Here is a 22,355-nt window from a genome sequence, read left to right as displayed (position 1 = left end):
ATTGCTATTTGGTCGAGGAACATTGATATAAACAAAAGCCACGACGAGAAGCCATGCGCGCAATCGACTACGCAGGCGTATTGAAGCACCAGCCGATTTTCTCGCAATTTACTCCCGCAGAATGTGAGGAGTTATTGGCATATTGTACCCCCCATAACCTGGTCAAAAACGAAAACCTCTTTCAGCAGGGAGAAACTGCAACCGGCTTTTACGTTGTGGTGCATGGACGTATCAAGCTCGCACTGCAGGCGCCTCGAGGTGCTGAAAAGGTCGTTGAGATAGTCACCGACGGCGGCAGCTTCGGCGAGGCGGCCATGTTTCTGGCCAAGCCCTATCCGGTGCTGGCACAGGCGTTGTGTGAGTCGCTGGTGATATTTGTTCGCGGCGAGTTTATCTTTGCCAGGATCGCGAGCGATCCGCAGTTTGCGCGCAGTATGCTGTGTGTGCTGTCGCATCAGTTGCATGCACTGATCGCAGATGTCGAAAGCTATTCTCTTAAGTCCGCTACCGAGCGGATCGCGGCCTTTGTCCTGAAGGAGAGTGCCCGTCGCAGCTCGGACCAGATTACCCTGGCCCTCTCTAAGTATGTGCTGGCTTCGCGCCTGAGTATCACCCCGGAAACTTTGTCCCGTGCACTGCACCAGATGAGTAACCGGGGCCTGGTCGAGGTGGATGGACGCAAGATTCGTATTCTCGATAGACCCCAACTGCATGAAATGCTGCAGCCCGCCTGAGCTAGGAGAAACGCTATTGTCCGAACTCTACTACCAGCCCCAAGCCGATGAAATCGAACTGTTCCAGAGCGCGCACCTGCAGCAGTTGCCGATATTGATCAAGGGGCCTACTGGCTGCGGCAAAACTCGCTTCGTGGAGTATATGGCGCGCAAGCTCGAGCGGCCGCTCTATACCGTCGCCTGCCACGACGACCTGACCGCGGCGGACCTGGTCGGGCGTCACCTGATCGGCAGTACCGGTACCTACTGGCAGGATGGCCCGCTGACGCGCGCCGTGCGCGAGGGAGCGATTTGCTATCTGGATGAAGTGGTCGAGGCGCGCAAGGACACGACGGTGATCCTCCATCCGCTGGCGGATGATCGCCGCACCCTGCCGCTGGAGCGTACTGGGGAAGAACTGCAGGCGGCACCGGGATTTACGCTGGTGGTGTCCTATAACCCCGGCTATCAGAACCTGCTCAAAGGCCTGAAACCCAGCACCCGGCAGCGCTTTGTCTGTTTGAACTTCGGCTATCCGCATAGGGAACATGAAATAGATATCGTCTGTCGGGAGGCGGATGTCGCGCCTGCTGTTGCCGCGCGCCTGGTGGAGCTCGGACATGCATTGCGGCGACTTGAGCAACACGACCTGGAGGAGGTCGCTTCCACCCGCTTGCTGATCCACGCCGGCCGTATGATCAACAGCGGGGTATCGCCAGTCCGTGCTTGCGGCAGTTGTATCGTCGAGCCACTGAGCGACGACGCAGATGTCCTGCAGGCGCTGATGGCGTTAGTGGATTTGCACTTTGGCGAGACCTGACCCTTGCACGGAAACGGCAACGCAGTGTTCGAACGGCGTATCGCGATGCGTGCGCAGATTCTGTATCTGCTGAATTTTCTGTTGTTACCGGGTATCGCCTTTATTCTGTTGCTAGCGATTTGGTACCGCACGGCTACAGAGGGGGAGTCGCTGCACCGGCAACATCTCGCGAGCGCGATCAAATGGGCGCTGATCGGCGGGCTCACACTGGTTATTGTGCCGATTAGTTACGTTTTTTTTTAGCGGAAAATCGGCCACGGCGATTGCGATACTGGTGACCGGCTGGGTGTGTATTCACGGCCTGCTGGTGTTGATCGGTGCCCATGGTCTGATGCGTGCGGCCAGCAATCGTCCACCGGTATTCTGAACAACTTTTATTGCCGGTGCAGCACAGGCGGCTGTCCGTCACGGCCAGCAGGAATGCTGGTCCGGCGAATTATTCAGTTCAGCGCGAAAGTGGTCGCTCGGCTAGCGCTATTCCTTACCGAGAACTCTCAGGAGAGCAGATATGGCAGAGAAATTCACCAAGGGAGCCGCCAGAAATATCTACTACGGGGGCAGCCTGTTTTGCATCCTGCTGTTTCTCGCGCTCACCTTCCATACAACGCGCGAAGCGCCGCAGACGAGTCATGAGGAAAACCTGACCGAGGCGGTGGCGCGCGGCAAGCTGGTATGGGAGGAAAATAACTGTATCGGCTGCCATACCCTGCTCGGCGAGGGCGCCTACTATGCGCCGGAACTGGGCAATGTCTACGTGCGGCGCGGAGGCGATGCAAGTTTCAAACAATACTTTGCCGCGTGGATGAAAATACAGCCGCTGCCGGCACCGGGGCGGCGCAAGATGCCCCAGTTCAACCTGACCGACCAGCAGGTTGACGACCTGGCCGAGTTCCTCAAGTGGACGTCGGAGATCAACACGCAAGACTGGCCGCCGAATGTGGAGGGATAAGGCAATGACAAATACCAGCACGTTAAAATTCGCCTCGCAGAGCGTGGCCAAGCCCTATTTTGTCTTCGCGCTGATCCTGTTTGCGGGCCAGATTCTGTTTGGCCTGATCATGGGGCTGCAGTACATCATCGGTGATTTCCTGTTTCCGGCAATTCCCTTCAACGTCGCCCGCATGGTGCACACCAACCTGTTGATCGTGTGGTTGCTGTTCGGTTTTATGGGGGCCGCCTATTACCTGGTGCCGGAAGAGGCGGATGTGGAACTGCACTCGCCGCTGCTGGCATGGATACTGTTTTGGGTATTCGCGGTTGCCGGTACCCTCACCGTGCTCGGCTACCTGTTGGTGCCCTACGCAACGCTGGCCAGCATTACCGGTAATGATCTGTTGCCGACGATGGGCAGGGAATTTCTCGAACAGCCGACAATCATCAAGGTGGGGATTGTGATTGTCGCACTCGGATTCCTCTACAACGTCGGCATGACGGTGCTCAAGGGCCGTAAAACGGTCATCAATATGGTACTGATGACCGGGCTCGTGGGGCTGGCGGTGATGTTCCTGTTTGCGTTCTACAACCCGGAAAACCTGGTGCTGGACAAGTTCTACTGGTGGTGGGTAGTGCACCTGTGGGTGGAGGGAGTCTGGGAACTGATCCTGGGAGCGATCCTCGCATTCGTCCTGATCAAGGTGACCGGCGTCGATCGGGAAGTGATCGAAAAGTGGCTCTACGTGATTATCGGCCTGGCGCTGATAACCGGCATCATTGGCACCGGCCACCATTATTACTGGATCGGCACGCCGTCCTACTGGCAGCCACTGGGCTCCATATTTTCTGCGCTGGAACCGCTACCATTTTTCGCCATGGTGCTGTTTGCGTTTAATGCCATCAACCACCGCCGCAAGGAGCACCCCAATCAGGCCGCTGCCCTGTGGGCCATGGGCACCAGTGTAATGGCCTTTCTCGGCGCGGGGGTCTGGGGCTTCCTGCACACACTGTCACCGGTGAATTACTACACGCACGGTTCGCAGATCACGGCCGCCCACGGCCATATGGCCTTCTACGGTGCCTACGCGATGATCGTGCTCACCATCATCTCCTATGCCATGCCCATCATCCGCGGCCAGGGTCAGGCCGCTCCCAATCGTGCGCAGGTCACCGAGATGTGGGGCTTCTGGCTGATGACTGTGTCCATGGTGTTCATTACGCTGTTTCTGACCGCCGCCGGTGTGGTGCAGGTCTGGTTGCAGCGCCTACCGGAGAGCGGCGCGGCGCTCAGTTTTATGAACACCCAGCAGCAGCTGAATATCTTCTACTGGGCACGTGAGTTGGCCGGTGTCATCTTCCTGATCGGTTTGGTGGTCTACTTCGCCAGCTTCTTCGTCAAAGGCGAAGCGGCCGATGTCGCCGCGATGAAGGCGGCCCGGGCCAGGGCACAAATCTGAGTTGGTCATCGTGCCTTCGCCTGGCGGAGGTGCGGTGCTGCCTTGAGGGCGGATTTTGGAAGAGTGGATCGGCAATCGCTGGCACAAGTTCATCACGCGCCGGGCCGACCGCGGTTTTCCCGCCGCGGCAGTTGAACTGGAGGCGGAAAAGAAAACGATCGGGGTGCTGTTTCGCGCGCTCGGCGGTGCGCCCGGCGTGCGTATTGAGGCGGCCAGTGCACAGGAAGTATTCGTTCGTCGCAGCTGGCTGCAGCGCCTCGCCGGCAGTGCGCAGAGTGCGGTGATTGCCTGGCAGGATGGCGACGCATTGCGCCTGCCGCCGCTGCTGCAAGTCTTTCCGCAGCAGTCGCTAAACCGCGACCTGTACCTGTGGCTGGCGATACTGGCCGCGCGCAGCCCGCAGCAGTATCGCAATTGGGCGCTGGACAATCAGCGCCTCGTCACCGAGGCATTAACGCAGTTTCCGGCGCTGCGTCCGCGCTACCGGCGCCTGGTCGAGGCGCTGTTGCCGCTGCGTCCCGCACCGGAATCCCTGCCCGATGACGAGGCTGAACTGGAGCGGGCCATCCGCCGGGCGCTGCTCGACCCGCAGACCGCCACAGATCTTCCGCGTGCGAACCGTGCGCCGCAGCCGGTGCCGCTGTGGCTCTATCCGCAGGCTGCCCTTGACGACCCGCTCGCGGTCGCCGCCGATATTCCCGAAGAGGGCGATTGCACGGCCGGCAGCACCCAGAGCCTGAGTGAGCGCAAGCGTGGTGAGCGTGCGGAGGAGCGCGAGCGGCGCGACGGGCTGATGCTGTTCCGGCTGGAAAACCTGTTCAGCTGGTCGGAATATGTGAACCTCGAGCGCAGCGAAGACGACACAGAGGACGAAGACGCTGCGGCCGCGGCCGAGGACATGGAAAAAATCGTGCTGTCGCGGCAGCGCAATCAGCGCAGCTCTTCCATCCGGCTGAGTCTGGACCTGCCTTCCGAAGCCTACGACGACCTGCCGCTGGGGGATGGGATTCGCCTGCCCGAGTGGGACTGGCACCGCCGGCGCCTGCTGGAAGACCACGTGTGTCTCCAGGCCTACTATCCGCGCAACGGCGACCCGGCACCACTGCCGCAGCACTTGCGACGCGATGCGGCGCTGTTGCGCAGCCAGTTCGAGCAGTTGCGGACACAGCGCTGCTGGCTGCGGTCCCAGTTGCAGGGAGAGGAAATAGACCTGAAGGCGTGGGCGGATTTCTGCGCTTCACGCCTCGCCGGTCACGCCCCGGAACCCGGTGTCTACCAGTCGTTCCGGGCAACCCATCGCGATATGGCGACTCTGCTGCTGGCGGATCTGTCTATGTCGACGGATGCGGCGCTGGATGAGGACAATCGTGTGGTGGACGTCGTGCGCGATGGTTTGCTGCTGTGTGCCGAGGCATTGGCCAGCGTCGGCGATCGTTTCGCGATTTACGGATTCTCCTCCGTGCGGCGCCAGCAGGTGCGCTTTACGCTGTTCAAGAATTTTGCCGAACCCCACGGCGATCCGGTGCGCGGCCGCCTGCTGGCCATGCGGCCGGGTTTCTACACGCGTATGGGCGCGGCGATACGCCAGGCGACACTGATCCTGCGGGACCAGCCGCAGCAGAAAAAGCTGCTGCTGATCCTGTCGGACGGCAAGCCCAATGATATCGACCGTTACGAGGGGCGCTACGGTATCGAGGATACGCGCGAGGCCCTGTCAGAGGCCCGCCGTGCGGGTCTGCATCCGTTCTGTATCACTATCGACCGCAGCGCCGAGGAGTATTTGCCCTATCTGTTCGGGCAGAACGGCTTCACCGTGCTCAACCACCCGGCGCATCTGCCGCTGCGGCTGCCGGAGCTGTATCACCAGCTGACTCACTGAGCGCAATTACGGGCTAGCCGAGCGAGCGCGGTAACAAGAAAATCATCACCGCACAGAAAATCACCACCAGCCAGAACAGCCACAGGAACGGACGGCGCAACCGCTTCCGATCGCGCAGCTCCTCGCGCGGCAGCGGCATGCCGCAGTGCCGGCAGCGGCTGCTGCCGGTCTCGTTCTCCGTATTGCAGTAGACGCAGCGCATGGCTTTACAGGTGAACGCTGAGTTTCAGCTGCACATGGCGACCGGGCGCCAGCAGGTTTTCCGTCGCGCTGGAGTAGAGTTTGTCGCCCAGGTTCAGGCCGCGCAGTACCAGCCGGTAGCGCTGCTCGCCTCCAAGCTCGATGCCGGCGGCAAGATTGACCGTGCCCCAGCCGGCGTTATCCGTGATTGTTCCGGCCTCATCCTCTTCGGCGGAATCGCTTTCACCGCGTAAGTACAGGTCGAGCCAGTAGTCCGACTGTGCGAGCCGCCCGGACTGGCGTAGGCCCGCGACCGCGCGCAGTGACGGGATGCCGCTGTTGTCGGTGGCAGTGCTGTCGGGTGTGGTGTTGAATTGGATTTCCCGCTGCATCCAGGTAGTGGTTCCGTAGAGTTCCAGGGAGTCACTGATAGCGTAGCTCAATATCATTTCCGTGCCGAGCGTCTCGGCACGGCCGACGTTTTTATAGATCTTGCTAGGGCGGCTGGATGAGCCGGGGATCTGGCAGTTGTCCGCAGCCGTACAGAACAGGTGGTCGATGTAATTGTCGGCGTCGGTGTAAAAGGTAGCCAGGTCCAGCGACCAGTTATCGCGTTCGAGACGCAGTCCCAGCTCAAAATTGTCAGAAGATTCTGGAGCCAGTTGCGGGTTCGGATTGACGTAGCGGCTGCCCGCCTGTGCACCCACGGCCGTATTCAGTAGTGATGGAAAGACGTAACCTTCGTTGTAGGAGGCGCGCAGCAGTGCGCGCGGAGCAAATTCCCACACCAGCGACACGGCCTCGATCGTCTTGCTGTCCCGCTGCTCGGCTACCTCCAGGTCCGGGCGATCCGTCTCCAGCAGTTCGCTGCGCATACGGTAGTGTCGCGCACCGGCCACCAGCTCAAGGTCGTCGGTAATCGCCCACTGGTCCTGCAGATACAGTGCGTCTGATTGCAACTGTGCTTCGTCGTGGCCGGGCGTCTGCCGATCGAGAAATGGCATCGTAGGGAAGGCGAGGGTGCTCAGGCGGTCTTGCACCAGATCGTCACGCAAGCTGCTCAGCCCGGCAATCAGGTAATGGCTGTCACTGAGTGACCAGTCCGCCTGCACCAGGCCGCCGCGGGTCTCCAGCTGGGAGTCGGTGCTGCTGGCGGTCTCCATAAACGGCGAGTAGGTCGCGTTTTGGAAAATACGATCACTGACCTGCCGATAGGCATTGGCCTGCAGCTTCACCAGCGACTGGCTGAGGTTGTCTCCGCTGTAAAACAGTGCGGCCTTGCGCCGGTCACGCTGCGGAATGGCCATGGTGAAATCGGTGAGCCCGTTATCGATGATGACCTGGGGATCGATATACACATCGGCGTTGGCCTCTACATCCTCGACGCGCGCTTCCAGGCGATGTTTGTCAAACTGTCGGCCCAGGTACAGCGACCAGGCACTGTTTTGCGCCGCGGTATTGTCCAGTTCGCCCGCGGGTGTGTTTCGCAGGCCCAGATCGTTGTCGATGCTGCTCAATCGGTACGCGGTGCCTGCCAGTTGGCCGTAGACCGAACCGCTGTATGTCTGGCCGCTGGTGGCACCGTTGTGGCTCAGGCCCAGATCAGCGGCGAACTGTTTACTGCCACCTTTCCTGGTAATGAAGTTCACTACACCACCTAATGCCTGGGAGCCATACAGTACGGAGCCAGACCCGCGTACTACCTCGATGCGCTCGATGGTATCCATGTCCAGCGTAAGCGGCACGCCTTCGCCACGGTGATCGGTGATCTGTTGTCCGTCCACCAGCACCGCAACCCGTGACGAATCCTCTCCACGCAGGCGGATCCGCTGCATACCCGCCTGGCCGGAATCAATGATGCTGACGCCGGGCACGTCTTTGAGTAGCTCCGCCACGCTCTGTCCGGTATTCTGCGCCAGCTCCTCTGCGGTCACCAGCGTGGTGGCCCGCGGACTGTAAAATACGGGTTTTTCGGTGCGGGTTGCCGTGACGACAATCTCTTCCAGTTCGCCCTGCTGTGCGAGGGAGACGCTGCTGGTTACACCAAGTGCCAGCGCGAGCACTTTCAGCGGGAATTTTTTCCGGGACATTGCGAGGTTCCTTTTTATTGATCGGGTTGGGGACAGTCCGTGAGTTTTTCGGTCAGCGCATCAAGCAATTCTTCATCGAGTATGAATTGCTGTGTTTCGAGGAGTTGATAGGCCCCACGATAATCGGGGCATTGGCGGAAAAAGCGACGTTCGCGATCGTTGTAAATATAACCACACAAATCGAGTTGTGTGCGCAGTGAAGGTGGAAGTGCTTCTGTGCTGTCGGCCCGTTCGGTATCGGGCCCTGCGAGTATGACAGCGATTATCTGTGTACAGTCCAGCTTCCACATCTGCTCCATATCACGCGCAGTATATGGCAGCCGTTCATTGACGAGCCCTTGTTCGTCAGTGGATTCCTGCGCCAGTGCCGCAGGCATGAACGAACACAGGAGCGCTATTAATGTTGTAGTGAAACTGCGGATTGTTAGAGTTAACTTGCGCATGATTGACTTCAGTCATTTCCTTTAAGCCGGTTTTCTGTGTAGAGTCCTGAGACTCAACCGGGTAGTTGCGAAATGCATAAAATCGCTTTTATCGTCCTGACTGTTTTGGTCTTTCTTTCTGCCAGTGCTAGCAGGGCGGCACCTCACGGTACCGGTGAGCTACATGACCTTTCCCTGCAGAGTGCCACACTTTTTTTTCCCAATGCGCAAAAAATAGCGCCTGTCCTGAATGATATCCCGGCGCGCCCGGTATTTGATAGCGATGCACTGATCGGTTACCTGTTCATTACCGATGAGATAACACCGATCCCTGCCTATTCTGGCAAGCCGATATCCCTCTTAGTGGGTATGAGTGTCGACGGAGAAATACGCGGTGTAAAAATACTGCACCACGAAGAACCTGTTCTGGTCATCGGTGTTGAAGACCGACAACTGCAGGAATTTATCGGTCAGTACGCGGGTATTAATGCCGAACAACGTGTGCGTATCGGAGCCTTCGATCGGGCGGGCTACCAGGGGGTCGATGGCATTACCGGCGCGACCATAACCTCAATGGTGATCAACCACTCCGTCATGCGATCGGCGAAGGAAGTGCTGGATGCCGTGCGCAAGCACCCCGAAGAGGTGTCTGCGGCCGTCCAGGATAGCCTTGAACGTGGAGCGGGGGCTGCGCCGCAAGAGGAAATTAATGGCATCGATTTCCTGCGGGAAAATTACGCCACGGTAACGCTGCTGGGTGCCGCGCTGATTTTTCTGCTCGGTATCCTTTTCTTTCAAGACTGGCTGGTGAAAAAGAAACAGCGATATGAATATGTCCGCACCGGTTACCTGATATTTACCGTGTTATATATCGGTTTGTATCTGGGGGCACAGCTGTCAGCGGTTAACTTATTCGCCTTTGCCCAGCGCCTCGGCCAGACGCTGTTCTGGGAGTCTCTGCTTTACGATGTCGCCATTTTCATGCTGTGGGCATTTGTAGCCTGTACGATCCTGCTGTGGGGGCGCGGCGTCTATTGCGGTTGGCTGTGCCCCTTCGGTGCGCTGCAGGAGCTGATTTACAAGGCCGCGCGCAAGTTGAGGCTGCCGCAGTTCACCTTTCCATCGGTGGTGCACGAGCGCCTGTGGGCGATCAAGTACTTTCTGCTCATTATTCTGGTTGGTGTCTCTCTGGGCTCAATGGCGCGGGTTGCGCCGTTACTGGAAGTCGAGCCGTTCAAGACCACCTTTGGACTGCTGTTCCAGCGTGAATTCATCTATGTCGCCTATGCATTGGGACTACTGTTGATCGCCGCGTTTAACAGCCGTTTTTACTGTAAGTATCTCTGCGTGCTCGGTGCCGCGCTAAGTATTTTCAGCCGCTTTCACGTATTCGACTGGCTGCGCCGGCGCAAGGAATGCGGGCACCCTTGCCAGGCATGTGCTAAGGCCTGTCCGCTTGATGCGATAAAGCCAACCGGAGAAATTATCGATTCGGAATGTCACTACTGTCTGCGTTGCCAGGTTCTTTACTGGGACGAATATACCTGCCCCCCGCTGGTGGAAAAACGCAAGCGCAGGGAGCAGCGGGCACTAAAACAACAGTCCGGGAATTTGATCGGCACCACGGAAGTGCGCTGATACTTGTACCAATAAATTCACGTGGTAACTCTTTGTGGTTAATTGATTCACGCATTGCCGAAAGTTGACCTTTGTCAAGGATAGTGCTGCGGCCGGGCCACAAAATTGATCTGAAGCTGGGAAGGTGAAGGAGAGCATCTGTGATGAAAAATACATTGGGCAGGCTGAGCGCCCTGAGCTTGGTCATAGCAACATTGTCCGCCGGCGCCTTGTATGCGCAGGAAGACGAGAAAAAGAAGACGGACCATCCGGGCACTACCGAAGGTGAGCGGCGCTATATGGGCGCGCCGCATATGACGGATGCCGGGGAGATGACGCTTCATCCCAACGGTCCGGAAATCACCTCGGCAGAATGGGCGGAATCCACAAAAATCTATTTTGAGCGCTGTGCCGGCTGCCATGGCGTGCTGCGCAAAGGTGCCACCGGCAAGCCGCTTACGCCGGACGTAACACAGCCAAAGGGTACCGCTTACCTGAAGGTGATGATCGATATGGGAACGCCGGGGGGCATGCCCAACTGGGGCAGCTCCGGCGACATGACCGCCAAGCAGATCGACGCGATGGCGCGCTACCTGCAACACATACCATCGCCGCCGCCGGAATTCGGCATGAAGGAAATACGCGACAGCTGGAAGGTGTACGTCAAGCCGGAGGACAGGCCCAAGAAGCCACAACACCAATACGACATCGACAATATCTTTGCGGTCACGTTGCGCGACAGCGGTCAGGTGGCGCTGATCGACGGCGACAGTAAGGATATCATCGCGATCGTGGATACTGGCTACGCGGTACATATCTCGCGCCCATCCAGCTCTGGCCGCTATATCTTTACCATTGGCCGGGACGCCAAGATCAATATGATCGACCTGTTCATGAAAGTGCCGAAAACCGTTGCCGAAATTAAAATCGGCACCGAGGCGCGTTCAGTAGAGACTTCCAAGTACAAGGGTTACGAGGACAAGCTGGCCATCGCCGGTGCCTACTGGCCGCCGCAGTACGTGATCATGGATGGCGACGATCTGGAACCAAAGAAAATCGTCTCCACCCGCGGTATGACGGTGGATACCCAGGAATATCACCCGGAGCCTCGCGTTGCCGCCATCGTCGCCTCGCACCAGCACCCGGAATTTATTGTAAACGTAAAGGAAACCGGCAAAGTATTGCTGGTTGACTACAGTAAACCGGATGCCCTGACGGAAACCACTCTGGAGGCGGCGCGCTTCCTGCACGATGGTGGCTGGGATTCCACCCACCGCTATTTCCTGACCGCGGCGAATCAATCCAACAAGATTGCCGTGGTCGATTCCAAAGATCGCGAGATGGAAGCGCTGGTGGACGTTACCAAAATCCCACATCCAGGCCGCGGTGCAAATCTCAATACCGCCAAATACGGTCCGGTCTGGGCGACCAGTGCACTGGGCAGTAACGAGATTACCCTGATCGGCACCGATCCGGAGAAACACCCGCAGCAAGCCTGGAAGGCGGTTAAAGTACTGGAAGGGCAGGGCGGTGGATCGCTGTTTGTAAAAACTCATCCCAAATCAAAGAACCTGTGGGTGGATACCACGCTCAACCCGGACGCCAAAATCAGTCAGTCGGTGGCCGTGTTCAATGCCGATGACCTGGATGCAGGATACGAGGTGCTTCCCATCGCGGAGTGGGCTGGTGTCGCAGACAAGGGGCCGGCGCGGGTGGTGCAGCCGGAGTACAATAAGGCCGGTGACGAGGTGTGGTTCTCTGTATGGAGCGGCATTGATCAGCCATCGGCTATCGTGGTGGTAGACGACAAGACGCGCAAGTTGAAGAAGGTTATCAATGATCCGCGCATCAAGACGCCTACCGGGAAATTCAATGTGTACAACACCAAGCACGATATTTATTGATCAATTGGTGTGACAGTACAAACCCGGACCGGCGCCTCTGGCGCCGGTCTTTATTTGTGTGAAGTACTGGCATACTCAGTAAAAAGACCTATACGGGATTGACGCGAGCCGGCCTCGCGCTGGTGTTGAATGTAACAGGGGAATTGGACTGGCCGTGAGCTAGCGTCAAGCGGCAGGCATAAGAAACGGGCAGCGCTGGCGCTGCCCGGTTGGCGTTACTTCAGACTGGCGTAGTAGGCGGCCAGATCGGCGATATCCTCGTCGCTCAGGTTTTTTGCCATGGGTGCCATCATCGGATCGTTGCGGGTGCCATCGCGGAATGCCTTCATCTGCTTGACCAGATAGCCCGCTTTCTGACCCGCCAGGTTAGGCCACAGGTCGTTGGGACTGATACCGTCAGCACCATGGCAGCTGGCACACAGGGCCGCCTTTTCCTTTCCGGCGGCGGGGTCACCGGCGGCGAAAACTGCCGTGGAGGCCAGCAATGCAATCAGGGCAATAGACCATCTCATAGGTGCAATCTCCTTTCCTGAATAGAAGTCTGGCTATTCTAACGCGCCCATACTCGGGGGAACCGCGTGCAGATCAAGAAACAGACAAAATACCCACATTGCGCCGCAAAAGCACCGTCAAACTCCTGTAGCAGATAGCAATCTATGGGGGAGTGGTATTGGTCCCTATGCGGGTGGCTCGGTGGGGCCCCTGGCCCTTTGACTGCCAGCGGCAGGCGCTGATCGCCGCGACCATTTATTTTGCAGCTCCTGCTGTGTCCTATCGATAGCGAGCTTCGAAATCGATAACCCCGTACTGTCCACCGGCATCGCCTCACATCAGCATTCGATCAGCGGTTGAGCGGGACAGCTTGGGGAGCCGCCACGGAGAGTGGCCAATATGCGGGGCTGCCGGTCGACAGTTGGGTGGGGCACAGCACGGCCTTGTCGTGCTGGACAATTGCATTAAGTCCATCTTGTAGCTGGTTCCACAACGCGATTCGTGGCTGGAAGTACCATTTTTTCGACCCTTGCTCTGTGATTGGCGGCAATCTGCTATTGAATTGGTAAGGCTTAAATTAAATTTTCTCGAATTTTGGTAAGACGCTTTTGGCAGGAAGGATGGTTGTCGCTGTCAAGCCTTGTCTGCTAAATTGGTCGACAGATTATATTGACCAATTGGAGACACGCTTTATGCAGCGCGCGCGACTATATCAGCAGGTGGCGGAGCAACTGGCTGCCGCTATCGCCGCTGGCGACTACCCGCCCGGCACTCGCCTGCCCGCGGAACGCAAGCTAGCGGAGCGTTTCGAGGTCAGCCGGCCGACAATACGGGAAGCGATCATTGCCCTCGAAATCGCCGGTTGTGTGGAGGTGAAGGGCGGTTCGGGTGTCTACGTGGCGGATGCGGGTAACTTTGCGGCGACCGCTACCGATATAGATCCCTTCGAGATACTACAGGCGCGGATCATGTTTGAAGGCGAGGCTGCCGGTCTGGCCGCGCGGCGGATGAGCGAAGAAGAAATCGCCGAACTGGAACAAATGCTGGAGGAAATGATTGCCGAGTATGCTGCGGATACCGAGGCAGAAGCGATGGACCAGAAGTTCCACGTGCTGATTGCCCGCGGTACGCACAACGACGCGGTGATCTCCGTATGCGAGCACCTGTGGCAGCTGCACAACAGTTCGTCGATATCAGCGCGTGTCCTGGAGAAGGTGCGTCAAGCCGGCTCCAAATGGCGTATCGATGAGCACCGCAAGATCCTGGCTGCGATTAAGAAGCGCGATGCCGATGGCGCGCGTAATGCCATGCGCGGCCATTTGCAACGGATGGTGCAGCAGTTGCTGGACGCCACTGAAGCCGAGGCTCTTGCAGCCGCGCGCCGCGAAGTCAATGCCGCCCGCGAGCGTTTCTCCCTGCCTTGAGCTTGGCCGCCTTGCGGGGACGTAACGCTCCGGCGGAACTGTATCTGTCTCGCCCTCTTTGCTGTAGCGGCCTTATCTCGTTGTTCTTACGGTAATTGGTAAGACACGGGGCTGCAAAACCGTTCCCCGGACAACAGCGCCGTATTATTCGTCTCATGCAGCCCGCCTGGCTGGCCCTGTTCGGGTGGGGAGATTGGCAAGCGCGCGACAAGCGGGTAGGGTTGGCAACAAATAAATTAAAGGGATCCGCAATGCGTTTTTCCATGTTTGTCGCCGCCACGGCTCTCGTCCTAGCTACTGCCGCACGCGCCGCAGTCAGCGTGCCGGAGGGCTTTTCTGTCTCAATGCTCGCCGATGACCTGGGAGCGACGCGCCACCTGGCTGTATCTGATAACGGTGTCGTCTATGCCTCGCTGATGCGGCCGGTGCAGGGCCACGGCCTGGTAGCGCTGGTCGACAGCGACGGTGACGGTGCGGCCGACGAACGCCATTATTTCGGCGAAGGATCCGGCACCGGCCTGGCGATCCACGATGGCTATCTGTATTTCAGCTCCGATACCGAAGTAAAACGCTATCGCCTCGGGAAGACACCGGTGCCCGCATCCGTACCCGAGGTTATCGTTTCCGGCTTCGCCCCCCAGTCACAACACGCGACCAAGCCGATGACGTTTGATGGCAAGGGCAACATGTATGTCACCGTGGGTGCGCCGTCGAATGCCTGCCAGCAGAAGCAGCGCACGCCGGGCAGCCCGGGTCTGAAACCCTGCCCGCAGCTCGAATCGCAAGCCGGTATCTGGCGCTTTTCCGCCAGCAAGCCGGGCCAGCGGCACGGCGTCGATGGCGAGCGCTATGCCACGGGTATCCGCAATGCGCTCGCGATGGACTGGAATCACAGTGCCGACGCCCTGTATTTCGCCAGCCACGGCCGCGATCAGTTGTCGCAGCTGTTCCCCAAATACTTCAACGATGAGCAAAATGCGGAACTGCCGGCGGAAGAATTCCACCGCGCAGTGCCCGGCGGCGATTACGGCTGGCCCTTCACCTACTGGGATCCGATGGTGAATGCGCGGATGCTGGCGCCGGAATACGGCGGCGATGGCAGCAAGCGCGCCGAGGCGGGTAAATATCCGGATCCATTGATCGGCTTTCCCGCCCACTGGGCGCCCAATGATCTGATCTTCTACACCAGCGATGGCTTTCCCGAGCGCTATCGCAACGGAGCTTTTATCGCTTTCCACGGTTCCTGGAACCGAGCGCCGCTGCCGCAGGCTGGCTTTAATGTGGTATTCGTACCGATGAACAGCAAAGGTGAAGTGAGTGGCCAGTGGTCGGTATTCGCCGACGGCTTTCATGGCAAAGATTCCAATGATCGTCCCACCGGGCTGGCCCAGGGGCCGGACGGTGCGCTCTATATTGCCGATGACCGCAATGGTCAGATATGGAAGGTCACCTATAAAGGGTGATGCTGGAGCGCAATTCCAGCCTCTGGACACCGCCTTAAGTTCTTATAGCTTTTGGTGGTGCCCACCTGCTCCGGTGGTCATAGGCAGCTGCCGAAAACCGGAGCGCGCCCGGGACTGGAGTTATCGCCGGCTATTTTTGCGGTAGTATCTGCCCAATAATATTCATAACACTGCCCGCTCGGAGGTCCATCTTGCGCCGCTTCACCCTTATTCCTACAGTTCTTGCCCTCGCTGCGGTCACACCTGCACTGTCACAGCCGAACACCAATGCCGCTCTGCTGGAAGAAATCCGCCAGGACGTCTCCGCGGACCGTATAGAAAAGGATATCCGTACCCTGGTGGGCTTCGGCACCCGCCACACGCTGTCGGAAACCGAGTCTGACACCCGCGGTATCGGGGCCGCGCGGCGCTGGGTCTACGAGGAATTCAAGCGCATCAGTGACGACTGCGACGGCTGCCTTCAGGTCTATTACCAGTCCGATTTTATCGAGGGTGAGAAGCGTATCCCCGCGCGCACCGAGGTGGTGAACGTGATCGCGGTGCAGCGCGGCAATGTGGATCCCGGGCGCTACGTGATCATGTCCGGCGATATCGACTCACGGGTGTCCGATGTCATGGACTACAAATCGGACTCCCCCGGCGCGAACGACAATGCTTCCGGCCTCGCCGGTACCATCGAGGCGGCGCGGGTGCTGAGCAAGCATAAGTTTGCCGGTTCAATCGTCTACGCGGGCCTGTCCGGCGAAGAGCAGGGGCTGTTCGGCGGCAAGATCATGGCCGCCGCGGCAAAGAAGGGCGGCTGGCGTATCACCGGCGTGCTGAACAACGACATGATCGGCAATATCGAAGGCATCAACGGCGTTATCAACAACACCACCGCGCGGGTCTTTATGGAGGGTACCCGCATGAACGAAAGCGCCGATGATGCGCGCATGCGACGCTTTACCGGTGGCGAAGTCGATTCGCCCTCCCGCAACCTGGGCCGCTACGTGCACAAGATTGCCGAGCGCTACATTCCCAACCTGGACGTGATGATGATTTACCGTCTGGATCGCTTCGGTCGCGGCGGCCACCATCGCCCGTTCAACGACCTCGGTTATCCCGGTGTGCGCATCATGGAAACCAACGAGAATTACAACCGCCAGCACCAGAACCTGCGCACCGAGAATGGCATCCGCTACGGCGATGTCATCGAGGGGGTAAACTTTGATTATGCCGCCAAGCTGACCTCGCTCAATGCGCTGACCATGGCCGCGTTGTCCAAGGCGCCGGCACCGCCCGCCAAAGTTACGATCGAGGGTGCCGTATCGCCCAATACAACGCTGAAATGGCAGGCGGCGGACAAGCGCGAGAAAAACCTGCTGGCCGGCTACAAGATCTACTGGCGCCTGACCGACGAATCCACCTGGACCAACAGCCGCTACGTCGGTAATGTCGATGAATACACGCTGGAAAATATTGTGATCGACAATTATTTCTTCGGCGTGGCTTCCGTGAGCAAGGACGGCTTCGAGAGCCCGGTGGTATTCCCGGGGCCGGCGGGATCCTTTTATCCCGGGGAATCCGGCGCGGAATAAACTGTACTAGCCGGGTGCGATCTGCGGACGCGGAGTAAAGGGTCACATACATTTATGTGGCCCTTTTTTGTTGCCGCTTCGGCCGCTTATCCGGATGTCGAAATCGCTGCCCGGCCTGGTTCTATACTGTGACGGCCCGAGCTGACAGCCGGGGAATAATCTGCATCGGAGAAACCTTGAACGATATCCTGATACAGGCGCGGGATCTCTGTGTTTCCTACCGCACCAGCCGTGAGCGCATCAAAGTGCTGCGCGGGCTGTCGCTCGAGCTGCGGCGCGGCGAGGCGGTGGCCATTATCGGGCCGTCGGGTTCGGGCAAGAGTACGCTGCTGAACCTGCTCAACGGCCTACTGCGTCCCGACAGCGGCCAGCTGCGGGTGTTCGGCCGGGAGGCGGCCGAACTGGGCGAAGGCGACTGGGCCGAACTGCGCCGCACGCGCATCGCGACGCTGTTCCAGGACGGCAACCTGATCCCAACGCTCACTGTGGAGCGCAATATTGCCTTTCGCGCCGGGCTTGCCGGGCTGCAGCAGCACGGTGGCCAGGCATTGCTCGAGCACCTGGATATTGCCGCCACTGCACAGCGTTATCCCGATCAACTTTCCGGCGGCCAGCGCCAGCGGGCCGCCCTGGCCTGCGCCTTCGCCATGCAGCCGGAACTGATACTGGCCGACGAACCCACCGGCAGCCTCGATCAGGCGACGGCCCAACGGGCGATACCGCTGTTCTTCGACGCCATCCGCGAGCGGACGGTGGGCGCGCTGATCGTCACCCACAACGCGGAGCTGGCCCGGCGCTGCGACCGGGTACTGGAACTGCGCCAAGGAGCCCTGAACCCATGGGACTCGGCACTGTCTTCCTGAGCCATTACCGCCGCCACCCCGGTCAGTTGGCCGGACTGCTGCTGATCCTGATCTGTGCCGCCATGCTGTGGAGTGGCGTCCGCTCACTGACCGGCCGGGCCGAGGATGCCGTTGCGCAATCCAGGGCCGCGCTGGAGCCGCGCCTGAGTGTCGTGCGCGTCGACGGCCAAGCGGTGGATGTAGCAGATTTCGCCGAGTTGCGCCGCGCGGGTCTCTGCGCCTCGCCGCGGTTGCAGGTGACGTTTCCGGCGAGCGAGGCACCGGAGGTTGTCGGTATCGATCCGTTCAGTGCCGCCTGCCTGCGCCAGTACAGTGTCGGCACGCCGGTAGTCGATGAACTGGTCGCGGAGCTCGATCAGCCGATACTGCTCGGCAGTGCCAGCGACCTGGCGCGTTGGCGGCGGCTGTCGCTGCCGGGCATGGGTGAATACCAGCTTCAAGAAACCGAAGGATTGCCGTCAGGTGTGTTGCTGACCGATATCGCCGTGGCTGCCGAGCTCGCGCCGTCTGGAAGGGCGGGGCTCGAGATTCTGCTGCCGGCGGCGGAGCTCGATAGGTTACCGCTGCCCGCCGGCTACCGCGGTCAGATCGAAGACTATGGCGTCGAACCGGATCCGCTGGTGGAAGCCTTCCTGCTGAATCTCAATGCGCTGGGGGCGCTGGCACTGCTGGTGGCGGCGCTGCTGGTGCGCAGTATCTATCGCTTCGCGCTGGAGCAGCGCCGCCGCAGCCTCGAGATCCTGGTGCGGCTCGGTGTCCGCACCGCACGGCTGCGGATGGCGCTGGTAGTGGAGGTGCTATTGCTGGCGCTGGTTGGCGCCAGTCTCGGTGTCCTGCTCGGTGAATGGCTGGCGTCGGCAATGGCCGACGGATTTCAGGGTACCCTCAGTGGACTGTTCAGCGTCGATACCCTGGCGCGCAGCCCGCCGGCGCTGGAAACCTGGTTCGGCATGGTGCTGATTCTGGTCGTCGTCGTCGGCTGGGCCGGCGTCGACCTGCTGATGCTCGGCCGCCGTGAGCAACGGACGGTGGCGGAAATGGAAAAGCGACGCTGGCTGACGACGCCGACTCTGGTGCCCCTAATTCTGGTTGCAGTATCGCTGGCAGTCCTGCTGGGGGCAGAAAAACTCTGGCTGATTTTCCTCGCCACCACCGGCTGCCTGATCGGCGCCGGCCTGCTGCTGCCCGGGCTGCTGAATCGGTTGCTGGCGCGGGTGCAGCGTCGCAGTCGGCAGCCATTGCTGGAGTGGTCCTGTGCCGAAATGCGCGCGCTGTGTCGATTGCTGCAATTGCCCCTGGTGGCGCTGGCATTCGCGATCGCGGCGGCCATCGGCGTGCAGGCAATGGTCGCCGGCTTCGAAGCGACCTTTGCCCGCTGGCTCGACCAGCGCCTGCAGGGCGATCTCTATCTCGATCCCGGGCGCCCCCTGGTAAACGGAGCAGCTGCCGACTGGCGCGGCCGACTGCAGGCGCTGCCCGGCGTGAAGACCGTATTACCGATGGTGCGCGGCCGCGGCCTGGTCGACCGGATGCCGGTGGATGTACTGGCGATCGATCCGGCCTCGACGCTGGTGCGGGGATGGCCCTTTCTCGCCGCCGTGTCCGACCCCTGGAGTGCACTAGTGGAGCGGGGCGTACTGATCAACGAACAGCTCGCCCGCCGGCAGTCGCTGGCATTGGGTGACGATATCCGCTTCCGCCTGGGCACAAAGATGCAGTCGCGCGAAGTAATCGGCATTTACGCCGACTATGGCCGACCCGAGGGCGAGCTGCTGTTGCCGCTGGCGACATTGCCGGATGTTCTCCCCCGCAGCTACACGACGTTTGTACTCGGCACGACCGCGGCCAATAAAATCAATTGGCAGGACTGGCCCGGGCAATATTCGTGGCTGGCCGGCAGCCGACTGCGGGATCAGACGGGACTGAAGCGCGCGGCCAACGCCGCTTTTGCGCGTACCTTCCAGATGACCCGGTTGCTGAATGGCCTGACGCTGGCATTGGCCGGTACTGCGCTGGCACTGATGGGGTTAGTGATTTTCCGCTTGCGGCAGCGTAGCTACACCCTGCTGCATGTCTATGGCGTGCCGCGGCGACGTCTGCGCCGGCGATTGCTTGTGCACAGTATGCTGATTACCGGCTTGCTGGGGGTACTGGCGACGCCGTTGGGTATTTTCCTCTGCTGGGTGCTGGTGGCCCGCGTCAATCCGGCCGCCTTTGGTTGGGCGCTACCGCTGCATCTATACCCTGGTTTCTGGCTACAGGTCTGGCTGGTGTGCATGCTGATCGGCGCCTTCGTAGGTGCGCTGATGCGCGATCCGGTGCACTTGGAGACGCTGAAGAATGAATAGTGCCAGCCGGATAGTGCTATTGGTGTTTTTGCTGAGCGGCTGCGGTGAGTCTGCCGATCGCGAAGTGTCGCTCGGCGCCCTGCGCGAATCGCCCGCGGGTTTCACCCAGGCGGCGCCGGGCATGACCGTCAGCCTGCCGGAGGATATGGGGCCGCACCGGGATTATCGTCTCGAATGGTGGTACCTGACAGCGAACCTGCACGGCGCCGACGGCGAGCGCTTCGGTGTGCAGTGGACATTGTTCCGCATCGGTTTGCGGCCAGGACCATACCAAGAGAAGGAATCGGGCTGGCGTCGCGATGAAATCTGGCTGGCTCACGCTGCGCTCAGCCGCCCCAACGACCACCGCTTCGCGGCCCGCAGCGCGCGTGGCGGTACCGGCCAGGCCGGCGTAACGGTGCAGCCATTCAGGGCCTGGATCGATCACTGGCAGCTCGAAAGTAACCATTCAGGGAACTGGTCGTTGGCGGTGGACAGCGAAGACTTCGCCTACCGGCTGCATCTGAAGCCGCGTCTGCCCCCGGTGCTAAATGGCGACCGCGGCTTCAGCGCCAAATCCACGGGTGGCGGCGGCTCGATGTATTTCAGCTATCCCCTGCTGGCGATCGACGGCGAGGTAATAACGGACGGCCAGCGCTTTCAGGTGGCAGGGCAGGGCTGGTTCGACCGCGAATGGAGCAGCCAGTACTTGCAGCCGGATCAGCAAGGCTGGGACTGGCTGGCGCTGCATCTGCAGGACGGCCGCCACCTGATGCTGTTCCGCATCCGCGGCGATGAACCCTATTTCACCGGCACCTTGGTGGCGGCCGATGGTAGCGCCCGAACGCTAGGCGCCGATGACTTCAGCCTCCAGCCGAGCGAGTACCGCGACAGCCGCTTCGGTCGTGTGCCGGTGGTGTGGCAGATGCAGTTGCCGGCGGCCGGGCTGGATCTAGAGATTCGCTCCTGGCCGGGTGATTACTGGAACCCGGGCCAATTGCGCTACTGGGAGGGGCCGGTCAGCGTCAGCGGCAGTCACTCCGGTGAAGGCTATCTGGAGATGACCGGGTACGCAGATTGACGACGGTGGCCTCCGCACACAGCCCTACGCCGTGACCGACGCCAGCTTCGTGCTCCAATAGCGTTTGATCCTGTCGTGATCTTTTCTCGCGGCCCGCGCTATTCGGCAACACCAGTTCGATAATCTGAAAGGCCAAGAAAAGGGCCGTTTACCCGATGTTCTCAGTAACAGGACGGCTAGTATTGCATCTTCTACACTAGTTTTGTCGCTGCCGGCAGTGCACCGGCCGGAATGCCGCTGTAAATATATGCCCAACAGTTTAAATTTTTGGCGCGCCAACCAATTCATTCGTTCATTTCAACAGAAAGGTGACGTGCCGATGGCGGGTGGCGCTTTGGGGATTGGCGAGCAGTCGCAAGAAAAGGCGGAAAATCTTTCAACATCAAGGTTAAAGAATGATGAGCAATGGAGCGAAAATACTGCCCGGTGCTAAAGCGCCGAATTTGGTAGTTACCAAAATGGACGGTGAGACTTGGGATTTGTCAAAACAGTCACCGGAAAATTTTACCGTGCTGATGTTCTACCGCGGCTTACACTGTCCAATTTGCAAGAAAACGCTAGAGGAACTCAACAAGAATATGAGTAAGTTTGAGGCGCGTGGCACGAAAGTTTTTGCGGTGAGTATGGATAGCCAGGAGCGCGCTTCACGCACTAAAGACGAATGGGACATTGACAAGGTGCCGCTGGGCTACGGCTTAACGGAAGAGCAGACCAACGAGTGGCAGCTATTCCTATCAAAAAGTATCAAAGAGGAAGAGCCGCGCAAATTCAGTGAGCCCGCGCTATTTATCATCAAGCCCGATCAGACACTGTATGCCGCCTACGTACAATCCGCGCCGTTTGCCCGCCCGAGGATCGATGACATTTTGGGTGCGATAGACTTCGTGTTGGAAAAAGATTACCCGCCACGCGGAACGCTGGGTCGATAGTTGATGCTGCAGTTGTGCTAATTGTCCCGGTGCGGCATGACAGCCGCGGTTTGAACACAAGCGGGTCACCGGTGGCGGTCATCTAGCAACAGCAACTTCCTGCGACCACGTTGGGTTTGGCCTAGGCGACTGCTGTTTGCGAACTGAAGGCTACCTAGAGCGGGTGAGAGGGCGAATAATTACG

19 protein-coding genes are annotated in these 22,355 nt (G+C 59.5%); 15 read left to right on the top strand and 4 right to left on the bottom strand.

The features are described 5' to 3' along the window. The first annotated feature begins 53 nt into the window (after positions 1-53). The 6 genes from BLW36_RS14940 to BLW36_RS14915 all read left to right on the top strand — a co-directional run bounded on the left by BLW36_RS14940 (position 54) and on the right by BLW36_RS14915 (position 5,802). On the top strand, positions 54-734 hold the full coding sequence (locus BLW36_RS14940) for a Crp/Fnr family transcriptional regulator (protein ID WP_091390588.1): 681 nt from the start codon (positions 54-56) through the stop codon (positions 732-734). Positions 735-750: 16 nt separating this feature from the next. Continuing rightward, on the top strand, positions 751-1,533 hold the full coding sequence (locus BLW36_RS14935; RefSeq protein WP_244506281.1) for a CbbQ/NirQ/NorQ/GpvN family protein: 783 nt from the start codon (positions 751-753) through the stop codon (positions 1,531-1,533). Positions 1,534-1,557: 24 nt separating this feature from the next. Continuing rightward, positions 1,558-1,776 carry a hypothetical protein gene (locus tag BLW36_RS14930; protein ID WP_091390584.1) on the top strand — a complete coding sequence of 73 codons (219 nt, stop codon included), beginning with the start codon at positions 1,558-1,560 and terminating at the stop codon, positions 1,774-1,776. Positions 1,777-2,041: 265 nt separating this feature from the next. Beyond that, entirely contained in the window at positions 2,042-2,482 is a 441-nt protein-coding gene (locus tag BLW36_RS14925) for a c-type cytochrome (RefSeq protein ID WP_091390582.1), read from the top strand. A gap of 4 nt (positions 2,483-2,486) precedes the next feature. Beyond that, complete coding sequence (locus BLW36_RS14920) at positions 2,487-3,923, top strand: cbb3-type cytochrome c oxidase subunit I (RefSeq protein ID WP_091390580.1); 1,437 nt, start codon at positions 2,487-2,489, stop codon at positions 3,921-3,923. 55 nt (positions 3,924-3,978) lie between these two features. Next, positions 3,979-5,802, top strand: a complete 1,824-nt coding sequence (locus tag BLW36_RS14915; protein WP_211567223.1) for a nitric oxide reductase activation protein NorD — start codon at positions 3,979-3,981, stop codon at positions 5,800-5,802. 13 nt (positions 5,803-5,815) lie between these two features. Here BLW36_RS14915 and BLW36_RS14910 read toward each other — a convergent pair whose 3' ends face one another. The 3 genes from BLW36_RS14910 to BLW36_RS17260 are packed head-to-tail and all read right to left on the bottom strand — an operon-like array spanning position 5,816 to position 8,515. Continuing rightward, positions 5,816-6,004: a hypothetical protein gene (locus BLW36_RS14910; protein WP_091390576.1), complete on the bottom strand. Its 189-nt coding sequence runs from the start codon at positions 6,002-6,004 to the stop codon at positions 5,816-5,818. Between the two features lie 4 nt (positions 6,005-6,008). Then, the gene (locus BLW36_RS14905) at positions 6,009-8,072 is read right to left on the bottom strand and encodes a TonB-dependent receptor plug domain-containing protein (protein WP_091390574.1); all 2,064 of its coding nucleotides are present in this window, start codon (positions 8,070-8,072) and stop codon (positions 6,009-6,011) included. Positions 8,073-8,086: 14 nt separating this feature from the next. After that, positions 8,087-8,515, bottom strand: a complete 429-nt coding sequence (locus BLW36_RS17260; protein ID WP_139304920.1) for a hypothetical protein — start codon at positions 8,513-8,515, stop codon at positions 8,087-8,089. A 72-nt stretch (positions 8,516-8,587) separates the two neighbouring features. Between BLW36_RS17260 and BLW36_RS14895 the strand changes: the two genes are divergently transcribed. Together BLW36_RS14895 and BLW36_RS14890 are read left to right on the top strand one after the other, a co-directional pair. Then, positions 8,588-10,132 (top strand): NosR/NirI family protein, encoded by a 1,545-nt coding sequence (locus BLW36_RS14895; RefSeq protein ID WP_091390567.1) that lies wholly within the window; start codon positions 8,588-8,590, stop codon positions 10,130-10,132. Positions 10,133-10,275: 143 nt separating this feature from the next. Further along, positions 10,276-12,015 (top strand): nitrite reductase, encoded by a 1,740-nt coding sequence (locus tag BLW36_RS14890; RefSeq protein ID WP_091390561.1) that lies wholly within the window; start codon positions 10,276-10,278, stop codon positions 12,013-12,015. 215 nt (positions 12,016-12,230) lie between these two features. On the opposite strand, the gene BLW36_RS14885 is transcribed toward BLW36_RS14890, so the two are convergent. Continuing rightward, positions 12,231-12,527 (bottom strand): c-type cytochrome, encoded by a 297-nt coding sequence (locus BLW36_RS14885; RefSeq protein WP_091390547.1) that lies wholly within the window; start codon positions 12,525-12,527, stop codon positions 12,231-12,233. A gap of 672 nt (positions 12,528-13,199) precedes the next feature. On the opposite strand from BLW36_RS14885, the gene BLW36_RS14880 reads away from it, so the two are divergent. The 7 genes from BLW36_RS14880 (at position 13,200) to BLW36_RS14850 (ending at position 22,171) form a co-directional block, all read left to right on the top strand. Then, positions 13,200-13,931 (top strand): FadR/GntR family transcriptional regulator, encoded by a 732-nt coding sequence (locus BLW36_RS14880; protein WP_091390545.1) that lies wholly within the window; start codon positions 13,200-13,202, stop codon positions 13,929-13,931. Between the two features lie 251 nt (positions 13,932-14,182). After that, positions 14,183-15,394, top strand: a complete 1,212-nt coding sequence (locus tag BLW36_RS14875; protein WP_091390543.1) for a PQQ-dependent sugar dehydrogenase — start codon at positions 14,183-14,185, stop codon at positions 15,392-15,394. A 191-nt stretch (positions 15,395-15,585) separates the two neighbouring features. Then, positions 15,586-16,971: a M28 family metallopeptidase gene (locus BLW36_RS14870; RefSeq protein ID WP_091390542.1), complete on the top strand. Its 1,386-nt coding sequence runs from the start codon at positions 15,586-15,588 to the stop codon at positions 16,969-16,971. 176 nt (positions 16,972-17,147) lie between these two features. Further along, a complete protein-coding gene (locus BLW36_RS14865) occupies positions 17,148-17,834 on the top strand; it encodes an ABC transporter ATP-binding protein (protein WP_091390540.1) in 687 nt (228 codons plus the stop codon). After that, a complete protein-coding gene (locus tag BLW36_RS14860; protein WP_091390538.1) occupies positions 17,810-20,182 on the top strand; it encodes an ABC transporter permease in 2,373 nt (790 codons plus the stop codon). Before BLW36_RS14865 ends, BLW36_RS14860 begins: the two co-directional genes overlap by 25 nt. Further along, positions 20,175-21,242 carry a lipocalin-like domain-containing protein gene (locus BLW36_RS14855; protein ID WP_091390536.1) on the top strand — a complete coding sequence of 356 codons (1,068 nt, stop codon included), beginning with the start codon at positions 20,175-20,177 and terminating at the stop codon, positions 21,240-21,242. The genes BLW36_RS14860 and BLW36_RS14855 overlap by 8 nt, the downstream gene beginning before the upstream one ends. 395 nt (positions 21,243-21,637) lie before the next feature. Beyond that, positions 21,638-22,171: a redoxin domain-containing protein gene (locus BLW36_RS14850; RefSeq protein WP_211567222.1), complete on the top strand. Its 534-nt coding sequence runs from the start codon at positions 21,638-21,640 to the stop codon at positions 22,169-22,171. Positions 22,172-22,355 lie beyond the last annotated feature (184 nt).

Source organism: Microbulbifer marinus, assembly GCF_900107725.1.
Classification (GTDB): Bacteria; Pseudomonadota; Gammaproteobacteria; order Pseudomonadales; family Cellvibrionaceae; genus Microbulbifer; species Microbulbifer marinus.
Note: the sequence above shows the minus strand (reverse complement) of the source record. Positions and strands in the feature narration are given on the sequence as shown.

Excerpts from the sequence above, each read along its gene's own strand:
- BLW36_RS14850 (WP_211567222.1), top strand. The coding sequence starts at position 21,638 with ATGATGAGCAATGGAGCGAAAATACTGCCCGGTGCTAAAGCGCCGAAT.
- BLW36_RS14860 (WP_091390538.1), top strand. The coding sequence starts at position 17,810 with ATGGGACTCGGCACTGTCTTCCTGAGCCATTACCGCCGCCACCCCGGT.
- BLW36_RS14905 (WP_091390574.1), bottom strand. The coding sequence starts at position 8,072 with ATGTCCCGGAAAAAATTCCCGCTGAAAGTGCTCGCGCTGGCACTTGGT.
- BLW36_RS17260 (WP_139304920.1), bottom strand. The coding sequence starts at position 8,515 with ATGCGCAAGTTAACTCTAACAATCCGCAGTTTCACTACAACATTAATA.
- BLW36_RS14875 (WP_091390543.1), top strand. The coding sequence starts at position 14,183 with ATGCGTTTTTCCATGTTTGTCGCCGCCACGGCTCTCGTCCTAGCTACT.
- BLW36_RS14885 (WP_091390547.1), bottom strand. The coding sequence starts at position 12,527 with ATGAGATGGTCTATTGCCCTGATTGCATTGCTGGCCTCCACGGCAGTT.
- BLW36_RS14855 (WP_091390536.1), top strand. The coding sequence starts at position 20,175 with ATGAATAGTGCCAGCCGGATAGTGCTATTGGTGTTTTTGCTGAGCGGC.
- BLW36_RS14910 (WP_091390576.1), bottom strand. The coding sequence starts at position 6,004 with ATGCGCTGCGTCTACTGCAATACGGAGAACGAGACCGGCAGCAGCCGC.
- BLW36_RS14920 (WP_091390580.1), top strand. The coding sequence starts at position 2,487 with ATGACAAATACCAGCACGTTAAAATTCGCCTCGCAGAGCGTGGCCAAG.
- BLW36_RS14925 (WP_091390582.1), top strand. The coding sequence starts at position 2,042 with ATGGCAGAGAAATTCACCAAGGGAGCCGCCAGAAATATCTACTACGGG.
- BLW36_RS14890 (WP_091390561.1), top strand. The coding sequence starts at position 10,276 with ATGAAAAATACATTGGGCAGGCTGAGCGCCCTGAGCTTGGTCATAGCA.
- BLW36_RS14895 (WP_091390567.1), top strand. The coding sequence starts at position 8,588 with ATGCATAAAATCGCTTTTATCGTCCTGACTGTTTTGGTCTTTCTTTCT.
- BLW36_RS14880 (WP_091390545.1), top strand. The coding sequence starts at position 13,200 with ATGCAGCGCGCGCGACTATATCAGCAGGTGGCGGAGCAACTGGCTGCC.
- BLW36_RS14940 (WP_091390588.1), top strand. The coding sequence starts at position 54 with ATGCGCGCAATCGACTACGCAGGCGTATTGAAGCACCAGCCGATTTTC.